The organism is Phaeobacter gallaeciensis, assembly GCF_001678945.1.
Classification (GTDB): domain Bacteria; phylum Pseudomonadota; class Alphaproteobacteria; order Rhodobacterales; family Rhodobacteraceae; genus Phycobacter; species Phycobacter gallaeciensis_A.
In genome coordinates this window covers 3,581,182-3,598,398 of the sequence record NZ_CP015124.1, presented here as the reverse complement: position 1 = coordinate 3,598,398, position 17,217 = coordinate 3,581,182, and the positions used below count along the sequence as shown (strand labels likewise).

The following is a 17,217-nucleotide window of genomic DNA, read 5'->3' as shown; positions in this document are numbered from 1 at the left end:
CGCAGGTAAACGTTGGTCAGTTTCCCCGATACAGGAAAAGTTTCCTATCGGCAACAAGGGTGGTAAACCTTTTTTACCAATTTAGGCGCAGCTGTTTCAAATCTTCTTTGCAGATGCGCACTTTGCCATGCTGCGGCAGCGGGCCGAGCAGTAGATGACCTGCTCCCAGTCCCGCGCCCATTTGCGCCGCCAGGCAAAGGGGCGCGCGCAAACCGGGCAGGTCTTCGTCGGCAGATCTTCTTTCTTCCTCATACGTGCCATCAGAAATCAAAACTCAGCTGATCAGCGCCCTTCGCAGGCTGCTTTACCTGCCTGCCCCGGGCGCGCGGGGATTTGCGGCTGGCGTGTTTCTTCACGATACGGCGGGCGACGGGGCGAAATCCGTCCTGCTGCCGCACAGCCCAGACCGCCTCGCGCGCCGCCCGTGCCGCCATCTGCACATCGACGATAGGCGCCGGATATGCCTGCCCCAGCAGCCGCCCAGCACCCTGCCACTTCCACGGCTCCTGCAGGAACCGGTCCGGCACCTCGGCCAGTTCCGGCAACCATGCCCGGGTAAAGGCGCCTGTGGGGTCCTGATCCAGCCCCTGTTTCACCGGGTTGTAGATCCGCAGGGTGTTCATCCCAGTGGTCCCCGATTGCATCTGCACCTGGCTCCAATGGATGCCCGGCTCGTAATCGGTGAACATGCGCGCCAGATGTCGGCCGGTTGCCCGCCAATCGAGCCACAGATGGTAAGAGGCTACCGACATCACCATCGCCCGCATACGGAAATTGAGCCATCCGGTGGCGGTCAGGCTGCGCATGCAGGCATCAACAAAGGGCAGCCCGGTTTCGCCCCTCTGCCAGGCCGCCAATCGAGCGGCATCCGGCTCCATGGGCCTGAGCCCTTCAAACGCCGGATGCAGGCAGCGGTGTTCGATATCAGGCTGGTCCTCCAGCTTCTGCATGAAGTGATCGCGCCAGGCCAGACGCGCCTGAAAGGATTTCAACGACCCGGACCAACCGGCCTTGCGCCCCACCTCTTGCCGGGCTTTCGTGGCCTGCACCACCTCGCGCACGGAGAGCGTGCCAAAGGCGAAATGCGGCGACAGGCGGGAACAGGCCGTCGCCCCCTCCAGAGGCGATGACATGGCGCGGCGATAGTGCTGGCCGCGATGGTCCAAAAAACTGTCAAGGCAGCGCAACCCCGCCCGGCGTCCGCCCGGCTGCGCATCGACAATCCCGTCAGGCATCAGCCCAAGGTCTGCGGCCGCAGGCATCGGATCGCTGTCGCAGCGTATCCCCTCGACGTGATCGGGCGCAATGACCGGTGCCTGCCCCATGAAACCGTTCCGCGCCCGCTGCCAGCCTTCCCGCGCCGTCAGACCGCGCACCACTCCGCATTGCCGCAACTCGGTCCAGCGGATGCCGCGCGCCCGCGCCCACCCCGCGACACGCTTATCACGCGAATAGGTCCAACCGTTTCCGGTTTCCTCATGGCTGACCAGATGGTCGACAGCGTACTGCCCCGCCAGCCCTTCCAGCACCTCAACTGCATCTCCGACACGAAGAACCAGATCCGCGCCCCGGCGGCGCAGCGCCTCACGCAGGCCGGGCAGGCTTTGTCGCAGGAAATCATACTGTCGGGCAGAGGCATCCTGCTGCCGCCACAATTCCGGTTCGACAACATATAGGCACAGGACCGGCCCGCCCAAGGTGACCGCATGTGCCAGCGCCGGATGATCCTCGATGCGCAGGTCGCGCTTGAACCACAGGATTGTCGTCATTGCCGGGCGGCGCCTCCTTGTCTGCTGCCCCGCGCCAAGGGCCGGGCGCGATTTGCGCGCTCTGCGCTTGCTGCTCCGGGCTGCATTGCATACCACTATGCTCAAGATACGCGCGCCCCTGCCTGCCGGTTCAAAACAATCCGGGCAGGAAACGCGCCGCGCCACAGATCCACAGGAGCCCGCCATGAAAGATGCCGCACCCGAAACCGCGCCCGAGACATTCTATCTGAAGGACTACACGCCCTTCGGGTTCGAGGTGCAGAGCGTCGAGCTGACCTTCAGGCTGGCGCCCGGGGCAACACGGGTTCAGAGCCGGATCCACTTTGCCCCGAAGCCCGGCGCGGCAAACCCCGAATTCTTCCTGCACGGCGAACAGCTGAGCCTGATCAGCGCAGCAGTGGATGGCGCCCCCGTGACCCCCACACTTACCGAGGGCGGTCTGACCTGCAATGTGCCAGACCAGCCCTTTGTCTGGGAGGCGGAGGTCGAGATCGACCCACAGGGGAACACCGCGCTCGAAGGGCTTTATATGTCGAACGGCATGTATTGCACCCAGTGCGAGGCCGAGGGATTTCGCAAGATTACCTATTACCCCGACCGCCCGGATGTGATGTCCACCTTCAAGGTCCGCATCGAAGGGGATGAGCCGGTAAAACTTTCCAACGGCAACCCGACCGCCAGCGGTGCGGGCTGGGCCGAATGGCACGACCCCTGGCCCAAACCTGCCTATCTCTTTGCTCTGGTGGCCGGCGATCTGGTCAACCATCCCGACAGTTTCACCACCATGTCCGGCAAGGAGGTCGAACTCAACATCTGGGTGCGCCCGGGGGACGAGGGCAAATGCGCCTTTGGCATGGAGGCGCTGAAGAAGTCCATGAAATGGGACGAGGATGCCTATGGCCGCGAATATGACCTAGATATCTTCAACATCGTGGCCGTGGATGACTTCAACATGGGTGCGATGGAGAACAAGGGCCTCAATATCTTCAACTCCTCCTGTGTGCTGGCCTCGCCCGAGACCTCGACCGATGCCAATTTCGAACGCATCGAGGCGATCATCGCGCATGAGTATTTCCACAACTGGACCGGCAACCGCATCACCTGCCGCGACTGGTTCCAGCTCTGCCTGAAAGAAGGTCTGACCGTCTTCCGCGACGCCCAGTTCACCGCCGATATGCGCTCCGCTCCGGTCAAGCGGATTTCGGACGTGATCGACCTGCGCGCCCGCCAGTTCCCCGAGGACGGCGGTCCTCTCGCCCACCCGGTGCGCCCCGAACAGTTCCAGGAAATCAACAACTTCTACACCGCCACCATCTACGAAAAAGGCGCCGAGGTGATCGGCATGCTGAAACGTCTGGTGGGCGATGAAGATTACGCCAAGGCGGTGACGCTGTATTTCGACCGCCACGACGGGCAGGCCTGCACCATCGAAGACTGGCTGAAAGTTTTTGAGGACGCCACCGGACGCGATCTGTCGCAATTCAAACGCTGGTACAGCCAGGCAGGCACGCCGCATCTGAAAGTGTCGGAAGACTATGCCGATGGCACCTACACGCTGACCTTTGAGCAAAGCACGCCCCCCACCCCAGGTCAGCCGGACAAGGATCCCCGTGTGATCCCCATCGCGGTCGGCCTGCTCGGTCCGAACGGCGATGAAGTCTGCGCCACACGGGTGCTGGAAATGACCGAGGCAAAGCAAAGCTTTACCTTCGACGGGTTGGCCGCAAAGCCGGTTCCTTCGATCCTGCGCGAATTCTCTGCGCCGGTGATCCTGGAACGCGAGACATCCAACGCCGAACGCGCCTTTTTGCTGGCCCATGACACCGATCCCTTCAACCGCTGGGAGGCCGGCAATGCGCTTGCCCGCGAAGCGCGGGTTGCCATGGTGCTCGAAGGCGCCGCGCCGGATGCCGATTACCTGGATGCGCTACAGAAACTGCTGCGCGACGACAGCCAGGATCCGGCATTTCGCGCGCTGGTACTGTCGCCACCCAGCCAGTCCGACATCGCCCAGACCCTGTTTGAGCGCGGCCATGTGCCGGATCCGCAAAAGATCTTTGATGCGGCGGAAACCTTTGCTCAGACGTTGGCACAGCAGCTCGCCGACAGCCTGCCCAGGCTTTATGCGGACACCACCGTTTCAGGCGCCTATTCCCCGGATGCGATAAGCAGCGGCAAGCGTGATCTCAACGGGCGCATCCTGTCGCTTCTGACCCGGCTTGACGGCGGTCAGCAAGCGGCGCGCCAGTATGAAGACGCCGACAACATGACCCAGCAATACGCAGCCCTCACCTGCCTGCTGAAGGCTGAAAAAGGTGATGCGCAATCGCAGGCCTTCTTTGAGCAATGGAAAGGCGACCGGCTGGTGATGGACAAATGGTTTGCCTTGCAGATCGCCTCTGCAGCGCCGGAAACCGCTGCGTCCGTTGCGCGCGATCTCACCCAGCATGAATTGTTCACCCTGAAGAACCCCAACCGGTTCCGCGCGGTGATGGGGGCACTGGCAGGCCATCACGCCGGGTTCCACCATGCCTCGGGCGCGGGTTATCGGTTGCTGGCCGAGAACCTGATCGCCCTTGATAAGCTGAACCCGCAGACCACCGCCCGCATGTGCGCCGCCTTCCAGACCTGGAAACGCTACGACGCAGACCGTCAGGCGCTGATCCGGACGGAGCTGGAGCGGATCGCGGGCACCGAGGGGCTGAGCCGTGACACCACCGAAATGGTGACCCGGATCCTGGATGCCTAAGGAGAACACTCCTCCCATGCCGAAAACCGCCCCTGTGGAAGACTATCACTTCCGTCGGCAGGGGCGGTCTCCCGCACTGGTTCTGGCGCTCGCGGCCTGGCTTGCGGCGCTGGCCGGGCTGTATTTCTATGCGCAGGCAACGCCATGGCTGATTGCGCTGTTGTTCCTGCCGGTCATTCCCGGCCTGTTCGATCTGGTAAAGAACCCGGGCTCCGGCCTTGATGTGACGGCGGAGCAGATCGTCTGGTTCACAGGCGGCGAGCGTACGGACCTGCCGCTGTCACGCATCGCGCAGCTGCGGCTTGATACCCGGCTGGATCTTTCGATCCGCGCAACTCTGATCCTGACAACGGGCAACAAGCTGCGACTGCCGCAGCCCGTCGTGCCGCCTGTGGCCGAACTGACCCACGCGCTGGATCAGCGCGGCATCGCCCATGAGCGGCATCATTTCTCACTTTTTTAGTATTATTTTACAGGTTTACCCTGTTCATTATACCTTTTCGAAAGGACCTCTCCCGTTTTTCCGGATCGGCACCTCCAGTTCCCCAGAGCTGCCATTTTTGCGCCGCAATGCGCCATCAGTTTGCGGGGGACGAAGCAGTACCAATTCGCCGGAAACGAGAATGCCAAGACCCCCCTTTCAACTTTCGGATATCCTGTCCCGCCTCCCCGTTTCCCTGCCTGACCGGCTGAAACGACGCGACGCCTCGACCGCCGTTGCGGCACCGGCCTCAGTGCGCGCTGAGCCAGCGGCTCACTATGCGCGTCCGGAGGATAGCCTGTCGATCTCGATCTGCACTGAGAGCGACGAGGATACCGCCTGCTGTGCCTTGCAGAAGGAGGGGCAGTTCCTTGCCCGGCAAGAGCGCTGGCAGGAGCTCTCGGACCGGATCGCAGAGGCCGATCAGGCACGATTCACCACTCCCGGCGGCATGCCCGAGGCCGAGCTTCTGGCCTATGGCGCACGCGCCGATGTGGTCAACGCGGTGGAGCATGCCCTGAACGATGGGCAGCCCCGCGATCAACGGCAGCTTATCGACGGGGTGATGGCACTAGAGGCCATCCGCAAGGATCACCGCAAAGACCCCTATCTGACCGCGCTGATCGCGCTGGCCCATATCGATATCGGCTGGGTTTGGCGAGGTCCGGGGCTTGAGGAAACCGTCTCCAAGGTACACCTGCGGCGCTGCGCCGCCCATTTTGAACGCGCTGCCACGCTGCTATCGGGCATCGCGCCCGGTCTGCCCGGCAGCGCCTTCCTTGCAGCGGCGGACTGCGCGCTCTTTGCCGCCCGCCGCGCCGAAACGCTGCATGTGGCCGATGCCTATGCCCGGCTGATCGATCTGGCACCGCAGAACCACCGCCCCATGCGCGCCCTTGGGCTTCAGATGCTGCCACGCTGCTCCGGTTCCTATCCGGCGCTGGAGCTGGAGGCCCGCCGCACCGCTTCGCGCACGCAGGATATCTGGGGCTCCGGTGGCTACACTTGGGTCTATTTCGACGCCCTTGCTACCGACTCGGCAGCCGGGGCCCTGGTCGATCCGCAGTTTTTCATCGACGGGCTGAAGGACATCCTGGCCGCCCATCCCTCGCAGGATATGGCGAACCTTCTCAGCGCCTATTGCGCGGTGGCACTGGGCGGCGCGCAGATGGATGGCACGACGCCGCAGACGCCCCGGCAGGAAATCGCAAGCGCCGCCAGCTGGCTGATCCGCGACCACCTGCGCGAGGTGCATCCGCTGATCTGGGCCCATGCGGCGAACGGGTTTGACAACAGCGCCCGAGTTACCTCGCTGCGCCGCTTCTCGGCCCGCGGGCAGGCACAGGCTATGAGCTTTATCGCGCAGATTTTCCGGGATGAGATCGCCCATGGCCAGAAGATCGCCATCACACCGGACGGGCTGCATGTGACCACCGGCTAGGCGCGCGCCCTCGGGCAACGCAGCACTGTCAACAGACACAGAAAAGGCCGGGACATGCCCGGCCTTTTGCGTTGCGGCTTCACCCGGCGTTCAGGTTTTCTTGAAGGCATCCATCAGTGCTGCGCCCAGCGCGCCGGTGGCGCCACCTTTCTCCTGCGCCGGTTTCCCCTTGGGGCCTGCCGTCATCTTCCCCCGCGCAGGCGGTTTGCCACCGCGACGGTTGCCCGGCCCCTGCCCCGGACCGGCGCTGCGTTCCTTGCGGTTTTCCCGGGCCGACGCGCCGCCGTCCTTTTTCATCGTCAGGGCGATCCGTTTACGCGGCACGTCCACCTCGGTCACGGTGACCTTCACCACCTGCCCGGCTTTCACCACCTCATGCGGGTCCTTCACGAACCGGTCAGCCAGCTGGCTGACATGCACCAGGCCGTCCTGATGCACGCCGATATCCACGAAGGCGCCAAAGGCTGCTACATTGGTCACCGTGCCTTCCAGCACCATGCCCGGTTTCAGATCGGTGATCTCTTCGACCCCGTCGGTAAAGGAAGCGGTGACAAAGCTGGGACGCGGATCGCGGCCGGGTTTTTCCAGCTCGCTCAGGATGTCGCGGACCGTGGGCAGGCCGAAGCTGTCGTCGACGAAGTCTTCGGCGCGGATGCCGCGAAGAGCCGTGTTATCCCCCATGATCTGGCGGATATCCCGCCCGCAGGCCGCCACGATCTTGCGCGCCACGCCATAGGCCTCCGGGTGCACAGAGGACGCATCCAGCGGCTCCTTGCCGTCGCGGATACGCAGGAAGCCCGCGCATTGCTCAAACGCCTTGGGACCAAGCCGCGAAACTTTCAACAGCTCCTTGCGGGACTGGAACGCCCCGGCGGCATCCCGATGCGCCACGATCGCCTCGGCCAGCCCGGGGCCAAGCCCCGAGACATGCGCCAGAAGCGGCGCCGAAGCCATGTTGAGGTCGACGCCGACGGCGTTCACCACATCCTCGATCACCGCCTCCAGTGATTTCGACAGTTTGTGCTGATCGACATCGTGCTGGTACTGGCCAACGCCGATGCTCTTGGGCTCGATCTTCACCAATTCGGCCAACGGGTCCTGCAGACGGCGGGCAATGGAAACCGCGCCGCGCAAGGAAACATCGAGATCGGGAAATTCCCGCGCCGCCAGTTCAGAAGCCGAGTAGACTGAGGCGCCCGCTTCGGAGACCACCACCTTGGTCGGCGCCTTGATCTTGGCCGGCAGATTCTTCAGCACCTCGGCCACCATCCGCTCGGTCTCGCGAGAGGCGGTACCATTGCCGATGGCGATCAGCTCGACGCCGTGCTCCGCGATCAGCTTCAGGATCGATACCTGCGCCCCGCGCAGATCGTTCTTGGGCTGAAACGGATACAGCGTCTCTGTGGCCACCAACTTCCCGGTCGCATCAACCACTGCCGCCTTGACGCCGGTGCGAATGCCCGGGTCCAGCCCGAGGGTCGGTCGCGCACCGGCTGGCGCTGCAAAAAGGAGATCCTTGAGGTTGCGGGCAAAGACCTGGATCGCATCCTCCTGCGCCCGGGCGCGCAGATCGCCCATCAGTTCCAGCATCATCGACAGCGACAGTTTCACCCTCCAGGTCCAGCCTGCGACCTTGCGCAGCCATTTGTCGCCGGGCCCATCGCCGCCAGCCCCCAGAACCGCGGCCACCATGGCCTCGGCCTTTGCCACGCCCTCTTCCGGGTCGGGGCCGATATCCAGCGTCAGCACGCCTTCGTTCGAGCCGCGCAGCATCGCCAGCGCCCGGTGCGAGGGTACATCGGCCCAGCATTCGCGATGATCGAAGTAATCAGAGAATTTGGCGCCTTCCTGCTCCTTGCCTTCGACCACCCGTGCGGTCAGCAAGGCGTCGCGCTGCAAGAACTCGCGGAGCCGACCCAGAAGGTCGGCGTTTTCCGTCAGGCGCTCGGTCAGGATATCGCGCGCACCGTTCAGGGCATCCTTCACCGTCGCCACCGCCTCGGTGATATAGCTTTCGGCCAACGCCTCGGGCTCAAGGTTGCGGTCGGCAAGGATCGCCTCGGCCAATGGTTCCAGCCCGTTTTCCCGCGCGATCATCGCCTTGGTACGACGCTTGGGCTTGTAGGGCAGATAGATATCTTCAAGCTGCGCCTTGGTCTCGGCCTTGGCAATCTTGGCAGCCAGATCGTCGGTCAGCTTGTCCTGACTGCGGATCGACTCGAGGATGGTTCCCCGGCGCGCTTCGAGTTCGCGCAGGTAGGACAGGCGCTCGTCCAGGGTCCGCAGCTGGGTATCGTCCAGCCCACCAGTCACCTCTTTGCGGTAGCGGGCGACAAAGGGCACCGTCGCACCCTCATCCAACAACTGCACGGCGGCGCTGACCTGTTTGGCGGCAGCGCCAATTTCGGTTGCGATGGTCTGGGCGATGCGGGCGCTGATCTCGGGCGATGTATCCACGGGCGGGGTCCTCTTCCTTGGCGCGGTCATGGCGCGGGGAGACCCTTCTTAGCCTTGGCGACAGGAGCCGCCAAGGGGGTGACGAATGCACCTGCGCGCATCCGCCATTTTTCAGCCGTCAGGGCGCTCAGAAGTAGATGAAGTCATCCCAGCTGAGCTCAGAGGCACTGACATTTTCAAGCAGCACCGTATCGCCCGCGCCATAGCCAACCAGCGTGCCATCGACCACCGAGGTGATGGTGATGTCCCCCTGGGTCACAACCTGCATTTCCAGCAAGTCGACACCCACTTCGAAATCAGTGATGACGTCGGCGTTGCCGCCTTGCTCAAAGGCGAAGACATCGAACCCGACGCCGCCGCTCAGGATGTCATTTCCGGTACCGCCAGCCAAATAGTCAAAGTCGGCACCGCCGCTGATCACATCGTCGCCGTCACCGCCAATCAGGTAGTCAAAGCCATCACCACCAGTGAGAACGTCGTTACCATCCCCGCCAAGCAGATTGTCATCGCCAGCCCCGCCATCCAGCGTGTCGTGTCCAACACCCCCGTCAAGGCTGTCATGACCCGCGCCACCAAACAGCGCATCCTCGCCAAAGTTGCCCAGAAGTTCGTCACTCCCCGATCGGCCATAAACAACATCGTTGCCGCCATCGGCCCAAATGTAGTCATTGCCAAGTCCGCCATCCAGCGTGTCAGCGCCATAGTTGCTGGAGATGATATCGTCCTGGGCGCTGCCGATAAGGTTGCTCGCCTCGATACCGTCGATGGTGATGAAGCGGTTGCTGTAGAGGAATGTCATCTCGCTGAAATCATAGCTGCCGCCGGCCTCCAGGCGCAGGCCTTCGTCTTGCCCGGCAACCCCCAGCTGGATCTGCTCGATACCGCGCAGCTCTGCCTCCGCGCTGATGCGGTTGTTGTCGCTGCCGGTGAATTTCAGCGTGTCGATCCCGGAGCCACCGCTCACGACGCCATCCAGGCGCCCGTCCGCCGTCTCGTGCAGGATGAGATCATCGCCGCCGCCCCCGTACAGGGAATCGCGGCCCTCGCCACCATCCAGAGTGTCACTGCCATTGCTGCCGGAGAGAAGGTCGTCGCCAGAGCTGCCAACCAGGTGATCATCGCCATCGCGTCCAAAGATGCGATCATCGCCAGCATCACCCCAGATGTAGTCATCGCCAAGGCCGCCATCCAACGTGTCGTCACCGTAGCTGCTGATGATACTGTCGTTCTGGGCACTGCCGGTGACCTTGGTCGCCAACGTGCCATCGACAAAGATATCGCCGGTGCTGTCGAGGAATGTAATTGCGCTGAAATTGTAGGAGCCTCCGGACTCAAGCCGCAAATGGCCTGGGGTCTCTGCATCGCCCAGCTGGATCTGCTCGATGTCGATCAGCTGCGCATTCGCACCGATGGAGGCACTGTAGGGGCCAGCGAACCTCAGCGTGTCGATCCCGGCACCGCCGATCACGACGGTGTTCAGAGGCCCGTAAAGCGTGTTGTATTCGATCACGTCAGCGCTATCGGCGTCCACCAGGGTAAAGTCCGATTGGTCGATATTGGCGGCATCGACGTTTTGCAGGAAGACACTGTCACCTTCGCCATAGGTCACAAGGGTACCGCCCTCGACCGAGGCAATCGCGACGTCAGACCAGGCCGCACCGCGAATTTCCAGCGTATCCTGTCCGTCGACAAAATCGGTGATGGTGTCCATCCCATCGCCGGAGCGGAAGGCAAAATGGTTAGCACCAGCACCGCCAGTCAGCCTGTCAGAGCCACTTCCCGCGTAGAGGGTGTCGTTGCCAAGACCGCCATCGATCACATCATCGTAAGCGGTTCCGAAAAGGATATCGTCTGCGTCTGTTCCAGTTTTAATATTCGCCATATCGGCTTGTATCCTCTGAAGTATATGGTTTTTGCCATGTGTCGGCAAAAACCCGCATAAGATGCACTTGCATACATATCAACAACTATATCGAGACCACCTGGGTTAGCACTCCCGCTTGCGTTGAGCCGCTATTCTGGACAGAGACATCGCCCAGACGTCGAAAGACCCCAGTTTTCTTGTACAGTCAGGAGAGCCGAAGCCTGATGCAGACGGCGCGACTTAGGCCGATCCGGGTCGCCGCAATAAATCGACACTTTAAACTAAACTGCAGGCCACAGGGGCGCTGCCGCCATTGCCTCTTGCTCCTCGCGCCCGGCAGCCCTAGAACGCTGGGCAAACCAGATATTAGGAGCCGGCACCCATGCTCGACCTGACATATGAACTCCCCAAGCCCAAGGTGATCTCGGGCGCCAAGCATGACTGGGAACTGGTCATCGGCATGGAGGTGCATGCCCAGGTCAGCTCCAATGCCAAGCTATTCTCCGGTGCCTCGACCCAATTCGGCGCCGAGCCGAACTCCAACGTGTCCTTCGTGGATGCGGCGATGCCCGGCATGCTGCCGGTGATCAACGAATATTGCGTCGAACAGGCGGTGCGCACCGGGCTGGGCCTCAAGGCGGATATCAACCTATGGTCCGCCTTTGACCGCAAGAACTACTTCTACCCCGACCTGCCGCAGGGCTATCAGATTTCGCAGCTCTACCACCCCATCGTCGGCGAAGGCGAAGTTCTGGTGGAACTGGGCGATGGCACCGCGCGCATGGTGCGCATCGAACGTATCCACATGGAGCAGGACGCGGGTAAATCGATCCACGACATGGACCCCAACATGTCTTTTGTCGACCTCAACCGCACCGGCGTCTGCCTGATGGAGATCGTCTCGCGCCCCGACATCCGTGGCCCCGAGGAAGCCGCCGCCTATATCACCAAGCTGCGCCAGATCATGCGTTACCTCGGCACCTGCGATGGCAACATGCAGAACGGCAACCTGCGCGCCGACGTCAACGTGTCGATCTGCCTGCCGGGCGCCTATGAGAAATACCAGGAAACCCAGGATTTCTCGCATCTCGGCACCCGCTGCGAGATCAAGAACATGAACTCCATGCGCTTCATCCAGCAAGCAATCGAGGTGGAAGCCCGCCGTCAGATCGCCATCGTCGAAGCTGGCGGAGAGGTCGAGCAGGAAACCCGTCTTTACGATCCGGACAAGGGAGAGACGCGCTCCATGCGTTCCAAGGAAGAAGCGCATGATTACCGCTACTTCCCCGATCCCGACCTGCTACCGCTGGAGATCGAACAGGACTGGGTAGACGGTATCGCCGCCAACCTGCCCGAGCTCCCGGACGAGAAGAAAGCGCGTTTCATCGCGGACTTCGGCCTCACCGATTATGACGCCTCGGTTCTGACCGCAGACGTGGAATCGGCCGCCTATTTCGACGAGGTCGCCAAGGGCCGTAACGGCAAGCTGGCCGCCAACTGGGTGATCAACGAGCTGTTCGGCCGCCTGAAAAAAGAAGACCACGACATCACCGACAGCCCGGTCTCCCCGGCGCAACTGGGCGGAATCATTGACCTGATTTCCTCGGATGCGATTTCCGGCAAGATCGCCAAGGACCTGTTCGAGATCGTCTACACCGAAGGTGGCGACCCTGCGAAGATCGTCGAAGAGCGCGGCATGAAGCAGGTGACCGACACAGGTGCGATTGAGACCGCCCTGGACGAGATCATCGCCGCCAACCCCGCGCAGGTGGAAAAGGCCAAAGTGAACCCGAAACTGGCGGGCTGGTTCGTTGGTCAGGTGATGAAGGCCACCGGCGGCAAGGCCAACCCCAAGGCGGTGAACGAGCTGGTCGCCAAGAAACTGGGCTAAGCCAAAGTACATCGACTATGAAAGGCGCTCCATCCGGGGCGCCTTTTTCGTTGTACCCTTACGCCCGGTCGCCAGACCGGGCAGCCCCCGCCCGCCCCCCGGTCGGGCACTGCCCTTCTTGTTTGATAGCCGGACATCAACAGGCTTTTTTTCCAACTGCTTTCCCCTTTGGCCAAGCAAGTGGCCTAGGTCCGCGGCTGTTCAGGACTCTGACGCGGTCCTGCAATTTCCCTGCAATGGCGGACTGCAGGCTATCACATTGGCGCGCCCCAGGTCTCCCGCCGCTCCCAACTCGCGCCACCCGCACTCCCCTTAGGTAACAAGCCTGCCCTTGACCCTTGCTGCGCTCTGGCCCAGCCTGCCGCCCAACGAACACCTCTCAACGGAGCACCCCATGAAAACCCAATTCGATCAGGCCCTTCAGGACCGCTTGGTGCGCTATGCCGCCATCGACAGTCAAAGCGATGAGACCTCGCCCTCCTCCCCCAGCACCGCGATCCAATTCGATATGCTGAACCTGATGGTCGAGGAGTTGAAAGAGATCGGCGCGCAGGATGTGGAGCTGACCGAATACGGCACGGTACTCGCCACCGTGCCCGGCACGGCAGAGGGGCCGACCGTGGGGTTCCTCGCCCATGTGGACACCGCGCCGCAGTTCAACGCCACAGGGGTCAAGCCACGCGTGATCAAGGGTTATAATGGCGGCGACATCACATATCCCGACAATCCCGATCTGGTGCTCTCGCCCAAGGACCACCCCTATCTGGCGGGCAAGGAAGGGCATGACCTGATCACCGCCTCGGGCACCACCCTGCTCGGCGCCGATGACAAGGCGGGCGTTGCCGTGGTGATGACGCTGGCGCAGCACCTGATCGACAATCCAGACATCCCCCATGGCCCCATCCGCATCGCCTTTACCCCGGACGAAGAGATCGGCCGCGGCGTCGATCCGCAACTGCCCAAGGATCTGGGCGTTGATTTCGCCTATACGCTGGATGGCAGCGATGTGGGTGAGATCATTTATGAAAGCTTCTCGGCTGACCGCGCCGTGGTGACGATCAAGGGCGTGTCGATCCACCCCGGCTGGGCCAAGGAGAAGATGGTCAACGCAGCGCATCTGGCCTCCAAGATCATCCAGACCCTGCCCCAGGCCACGATGACGCCGGAAACGACCGATGAGCGCGAGGGTTTCCTGCATGTGACCGACATGAACGGTGGTTCCTCCGAGATGGAGATCAAGCTGATCCTGCGCGATTTCGAGCGGGACGGGCTGGCCGCCAAGGGCGATCTATTGCGCAAGGTCTGCGACGCCGTGCAGGCAAGCGAGCCGCGCGCGGAGATCACCTGCGAGATTTACCCGCAGTATCGCAACATGCGTTACTGGCTGGAGGATGACATGACCCCGGTGGATCTGGCGCTGGAGGCTTGCAAGGCGAATGGGATCAAGCCGATTTCCATCCCGATCCGCGGCGGCACCGATGGATCGCGCCTGACCGAGCTTGGCGTGCCGACGCCGAATATCTTCTGCGGCATGCAATGCGTGCACGGACCGCTGGAATGGGTTTCGGTGCAGGATATGGCCGCGGCGACGAACGTCTGCCTGACTCTGTCGCAGCTGGCTGCGAAGAAGTAACCGGCCCCACCGCGCGGCGCCCTGTCGCCGCCGCAGATGTAGAGAGAATGTCACGGCCTGCGCCGCGTTCCGGCGGCGCAGCTTGACCCCTCGCCTGCATCCGCTAAACCTTCGGGCTAGTCGTCAGGAGTCCGGCATGCAGCCTTATGAATACAAAGTGGTTCCCGCCCCGCATAAGGGCACCAAGGCTAAGGGCGTGAAAACCCCCGAGGATCGCTTTGCCCACTCGGTCGAGATCACCCTTAACCAGATGGCCGCTGAAGGCTGGGAATACCAGCGCGCAGAACTGCTGCCCTCGGACGAACGTTCCGGGCTGACCGGATCGACAACCAACTGGCGCAATGTGCTGATCTTCCGCCGTGCGCTGGCCCCTGCCCCCATGCAGCAGGCCCCGGCAGAGGACACAGCCGCGGCCGCCCCGCCGCTGACGGCCACGGCTGGTGATCCCGAAGCCCCCACAGGCGCAACCCCAGTCCCCGGTCCCGGCGCAGCGCAGATGCAGGGCGACGATGGTGTCGAAGAACTCAGCCCGGTTTCGGGCGTGACGACCGCGCTCAAAACCCGGGCCAGCCTGTCAGCGACGCGCGATCTGCCTGAAAAACCGACAGGCGATCCCGAAGACAACTCCGGAACCCGCTGAGGATACCGCGCCCGCCTGGGGCGCAATAAGCCGTGCTTAACTGCCGATATCCAGCGCCAGCGCGTGAATACGCGGCACGATATCGCCCAATGCCCTGTGGACCGCGCGGTGCTGCTGAACCCGGTTCATCCCGGCGAAGGCCGCAGCGCGGATTTTCACATTAAAGTGACTTTCACCCGCGCCGTCATGACCGGCATGTCCGATATGGCTGTCGCTGTCGTCGACGACCTCCAGATGGCTGGGCTGAAACGCCTCTTGCAGGCGCATTTCCATTTCGCTCTTCACGCTCATTTTCCGCTCACTCTCATAAAAATTTCCCCTCCCCCCTTCTATCTTCTGCCCCTTAGACTAAACTGCTTGCTCCGAGTCGAGCAGATCCGTCTAGAAGGTGCGCCCCATGAGCAAATCAGATCCCTTTGGTTTCGATATGTCCGTCCGCTCCGCGAAAAAGAAAAACCCACGCGGGCGACGTGCCGTATCCGGAGCCTCAGAAACATCGGTGCGAACCTGCGCCAAGGACGGCTGCGAGGAAGCCGGCAAGTTCCGCGCCCCCAAAGCCCCCGATGTGCTGGATGAATACGTCTGGTTCTGTCAGGAGCATATCCGGGAATACAACCAGAAATGGAACTTCTTCCAGGGCACGACCGAGGCTGAATTGAACGCACAGGCCTCCAAAGACAAGGTCTGGGAACGTCAGACCCGCCCGATGGGCGATCCCGAGGCCCGCGCCTGGGCGCGCCTGGGCATTGAGGACCCGCATCAGGTGCTGGGGGCCAATGCCACCCGCAACCCCGGCAAGAACGCGAAATCCGGCCGCCGCCTGCCCGCCACCGAGCGCCGCGCACTTGAGATCCTGGAAGCCCGCGACGACTGGTCCAAGGCTGAGATCCGCAAGGCCTACAAGAAACTGATCAAGGTTCTGCACCCGGATATGAACGGCGGCGACCGCAGTCAGGAAGAACAGCTGCAAGAGGTTGTCTGGGCCTGGGACCAGCTGAAAGAGAGCCGCAGCTTCAAATAACCGATCTGCGCATTTTGTGATCAGGGCCCCACCGGGGCCCTTTTTCGTGCAGGATCTGGCCGTCGTACATTCTTCGCTCTAAGCCCCTTTCAGCGCTCCCCGTATACGCTCATATCCTCTGCCACAGCCCGCCAAACACGCATCCACCGCGGTGAGACGTCGCGCAATTGTACCGCTCACATACCTTTCGCTTGCCCTTCTCCGCCAGATCGGGCACCAATCCCCCGAATTACGCCCCCAGACCGCCGGGGCACAGAGATAAGGATCGACTGCTATGAGCGACGGCATGCTGGATATGAATGCGAAACCGACCGAGACCATTTCGGTCCGTGATGTGTTCGGGATTGACACCGACATGACCGTCAAGGGCTTTGCCGAAGGCTCTGACCGGGTGCCGGCGCTGGATCCGACCTACAAGTTCGACCCCGACACTACGCTGGCCATCCTTGCGGGCTTTAGCCACAACCGCCGCGTGATGATCCAAGGCTATCACGGCACGGGTAAATCGACCCACATCGAACAGGTCGCTTCCCGCCTCAACTGGCCCTCGGTGCGCGTCAATCTCGACAGCCACATCTCCCGGATCGACCTGATCGGTAAGGATGCGATCAAACTGCGCGACGGCAAGCAGGTAACCGAATTCCACGAAGGCATCTTGCCCTGGGCGCTGCGCAATCCGGTTGCCATCGTATTCGACGAATACGATGCGGGCCGTGCCGACGTGATGTTCGTGATCCAGCGGGTTCTGGAGCATGACGGCAAGCTGACCCTGCTCGACCAGAACGAGATCATCACCCCGAACCCCTTCTTCCGCCTGTTTGCCACCGCGAACACCGTCGGTCTGGGCGATACCACGGGCCTTTACCACGGTACTCAGCAGATCAACCAGGCCCAGATGGACCGCTGGTCGCTGGTCTCCACGCTGAACTACCTCAGCCACGATGCCGAAACCGCCATCGTCCTGTCCAAGGCACCGCATTACAACACCGAGAAGGGCCGCAAGATCGTCAGCCAGATGGTCACCGTTGCGGATCTGACCCGGACCGCCTTCATGAACGGCGACCTGTCCACCGTGATGTCGCCGCGGACCGTGATCAACTGGTCGCAGAACGCCGAGATCTTCCGCGATGTGGGCTATGCCTTCCGCCTGTCGTTCCTGAACAAATGCGACGAGCTGGAACGTCAGACCGTGGCCGAGTTCTATCAGCGTTGCTTTGACGAGGAACTGCCCGAAAGCGCGGCAAACGTCGCCTGAACCCGGTAAGGACACT

At 62.2% G+C, this 17,217-nt stretch carries 13 protein-coding genes; 8 read left to right on the top strand and 5 right to left on the bottom strand.

From position 1 onward, the window contains the following. Positions 1-96: 96 nt before the first annotated feature. Both JL2886_RS19295 and JL2886_RS16995 read right to left on the bottom strand, forming a co-directional pair. A complete protein-coding gene (locus JL2886_RS19295) occupies positions 97-252 on the bottom strand; it encodes a DUF2256 domain-containing protein (protein WP_335645282.1) in 156 nt (51 codons plus the stop codon). 8 nt (positions 253-260) lie between these two features. Further along, positions 261-1,769: an FAD-binding domain-containing protein gene (locus JL2886_RS16995; RefSeq protein WP_065273077.1), complete on the bottom strand. Its 1,509-nt coding sequence runs from the start codon at positions 1,767-1,769 to the stop codon at positions 261-263. Positions 1,770-1,953: 184 nt separating this feature from the next. On the opposite strand from JL2886_RS16995, the gene pepN reads away from it, so the two are divergent. From pepN to JL2886_RS16980, 3 genes are all read left to right on the top strand, one after another. Continuing rightward, the gene (pepN, locus tag JL2886_RS16990; protein WP_065273790.1) at positions 1,954-4,518 is read left to right on the top strand and encodes an aminopeptidase N; all 2,565 of its coding nucleotides are present in this window, start codon (positions 1,954-1,956) and stop codon (positions 4,516-4,518) included. Positions 4,519-4,534: 16 nt separating this feature from the next. Beyond that, entirely contained in the window at positions 4,535-4,981 is a 447-nt protein-coding gene (locus JL2886_RS16985) for a hypothetical protein (RefSeq protein ID WP_065273076.1), read from the top strand. Between the two features lie 160 nt (positions 4,982-5,141). Then, on the top strand, positions 5,142-6,440 hold the full coding sequence (locus JL2886_RS16980) for a hypothetical protein (protein ID WP_065273075.1): 1,299 nt from the start codon (positions 5,142-5,144) through the stop codon (positions 6,438-6,440). Between the two features lie 90 nt (positions 6,441-6,530). Here the strand turns inward: JL2886_RS16980 and JL2886_RS16975 are convergent, their stop codons facing one another. Together JL2886_RS16975 and JL2886_RS16970 are read right to left on the bottom strand one after the other, a co-directional pair. Then, a complete protein-coding gene (locus JL2886_RS16975; protein WP_237028394.1) occupies positions 6,531-8,897 on the bottom strand; it encodes a Tex family protein in 2,367 nt (788 codons plus the stop codon). A 127-nt stretch (positions 8,898-9,024) separates the two neighbouring features. After that, the gene (locus JL2886_RS16970) at positions 9,025-10,779 is read right to left on the bottom strand and encodes a calcium-binding protein (RefSeq protein WP_065273073.1); all 1,755 of its coding nucleotides are present in this window, start codon (positions 10,777-10,779) and stop codon (positions 9,025-9,027) included. A gap of 364 nt (positions 10,780-11,143) precedes the next feature. Between JL2886_RS16970 and gatB the strand changes: the two genes are divergently transcribed. The 3 genes from gatB to JL2886_RS16955 all read left to right on the top strand — a co-directional run bounded on the left by gatB (position 11,144) and on the right by JL2886_RS16955 (position 14,925). After that, the gene (gene gatB, locus JL2886_RS16965; protein ID WP_065273072.1) at positions 11,144-12,652 is read left to right on the top strand and encodes an Asp-tRNA(Asn)/Glu-tRNA(Gln) amidotransferase subunit GatB; all 1,509 of its coding nucleotides are present in this window, start codon (positions 11,144-11,146) and stop codon (positions 12,650-12,652) included. A gap of 394 nt (positions 12,653-13,046) precedes the next feature. Beyond that, positions 13,047-14,285 carry a peptidase T gene (gene pepT, locus JL2886_RS16960; protein ID WP_065273071.1) on the top strand — a complete coding sequence of 413 codons (1,239 nt, stop codon included), beginning with the start codon at positions 13,047-13,049 and terminating at the stop codon, positions 14,283-14,285. A 136-nt stretch (positions 14,286-14,421) separates the two neighbouring features. After that, a complete protein-coding gene (locus JL2886_RS16955) occupies positions 14,422-14,925 on the top strand; it encodes a DUF4177 domain-containing protein (RefSeq protein ID WP_065273070.1) in 504 nt (167 codons plus the stop codon). A gap of 36 nt (positions 14,926-14,961) precedes the next feature. Here JL2886_RS16955 and JL2886_RS16950 read toward each other — a convergent pair whose 3' ends face one another. Further along, complete coding sequence (locus tag JL2886_RS16950; RefSeq protein WP_065273069.1) at positions 14,962-15,216, bottom strand: BolA family protein; 255 nt, start codon at positions 15,214-15,216, stop codon at positions 14,962-14,964. 106 nt (positions 15,217-15,322) lie between these two features. On the opposite strand from JL2886_RS16950, the gene JL2886_RS16945 reads away from it, so the two are divergent. Both JL2886_RS16945 and cobS read left to right on the top strand, forming a co-directional pair. Continuing rightward, positions 15,323-15,946: a J domain-containing protein gene (locus JL2886_RS16945; RefSeq protein ID WP_065273068.1), complete on the top strand. Its 624-nt coding sequence runs from the start codon at positions 15,323-15,325 to the stop codon at positions 15,944-15,946. A gap of 274 nt (positions 15,947-16,220) precedes the next feature. Continuing rightward, positions 16,221-17,201 carry a cobaltochelatase subunit CobS gene (gene cobS / locus JL2886_RS16940; RefSeq protein WP_065273067.1) on the top strand — a complete coding sequence of 327 codons (981 nt, stop codon included), beginning with the start codon at positions 16,221-16,223 and terminating at the stop codon, positions 17,199-17,201. Positions 17,202-17,217 lie beyond the last annotated feature (16 nt).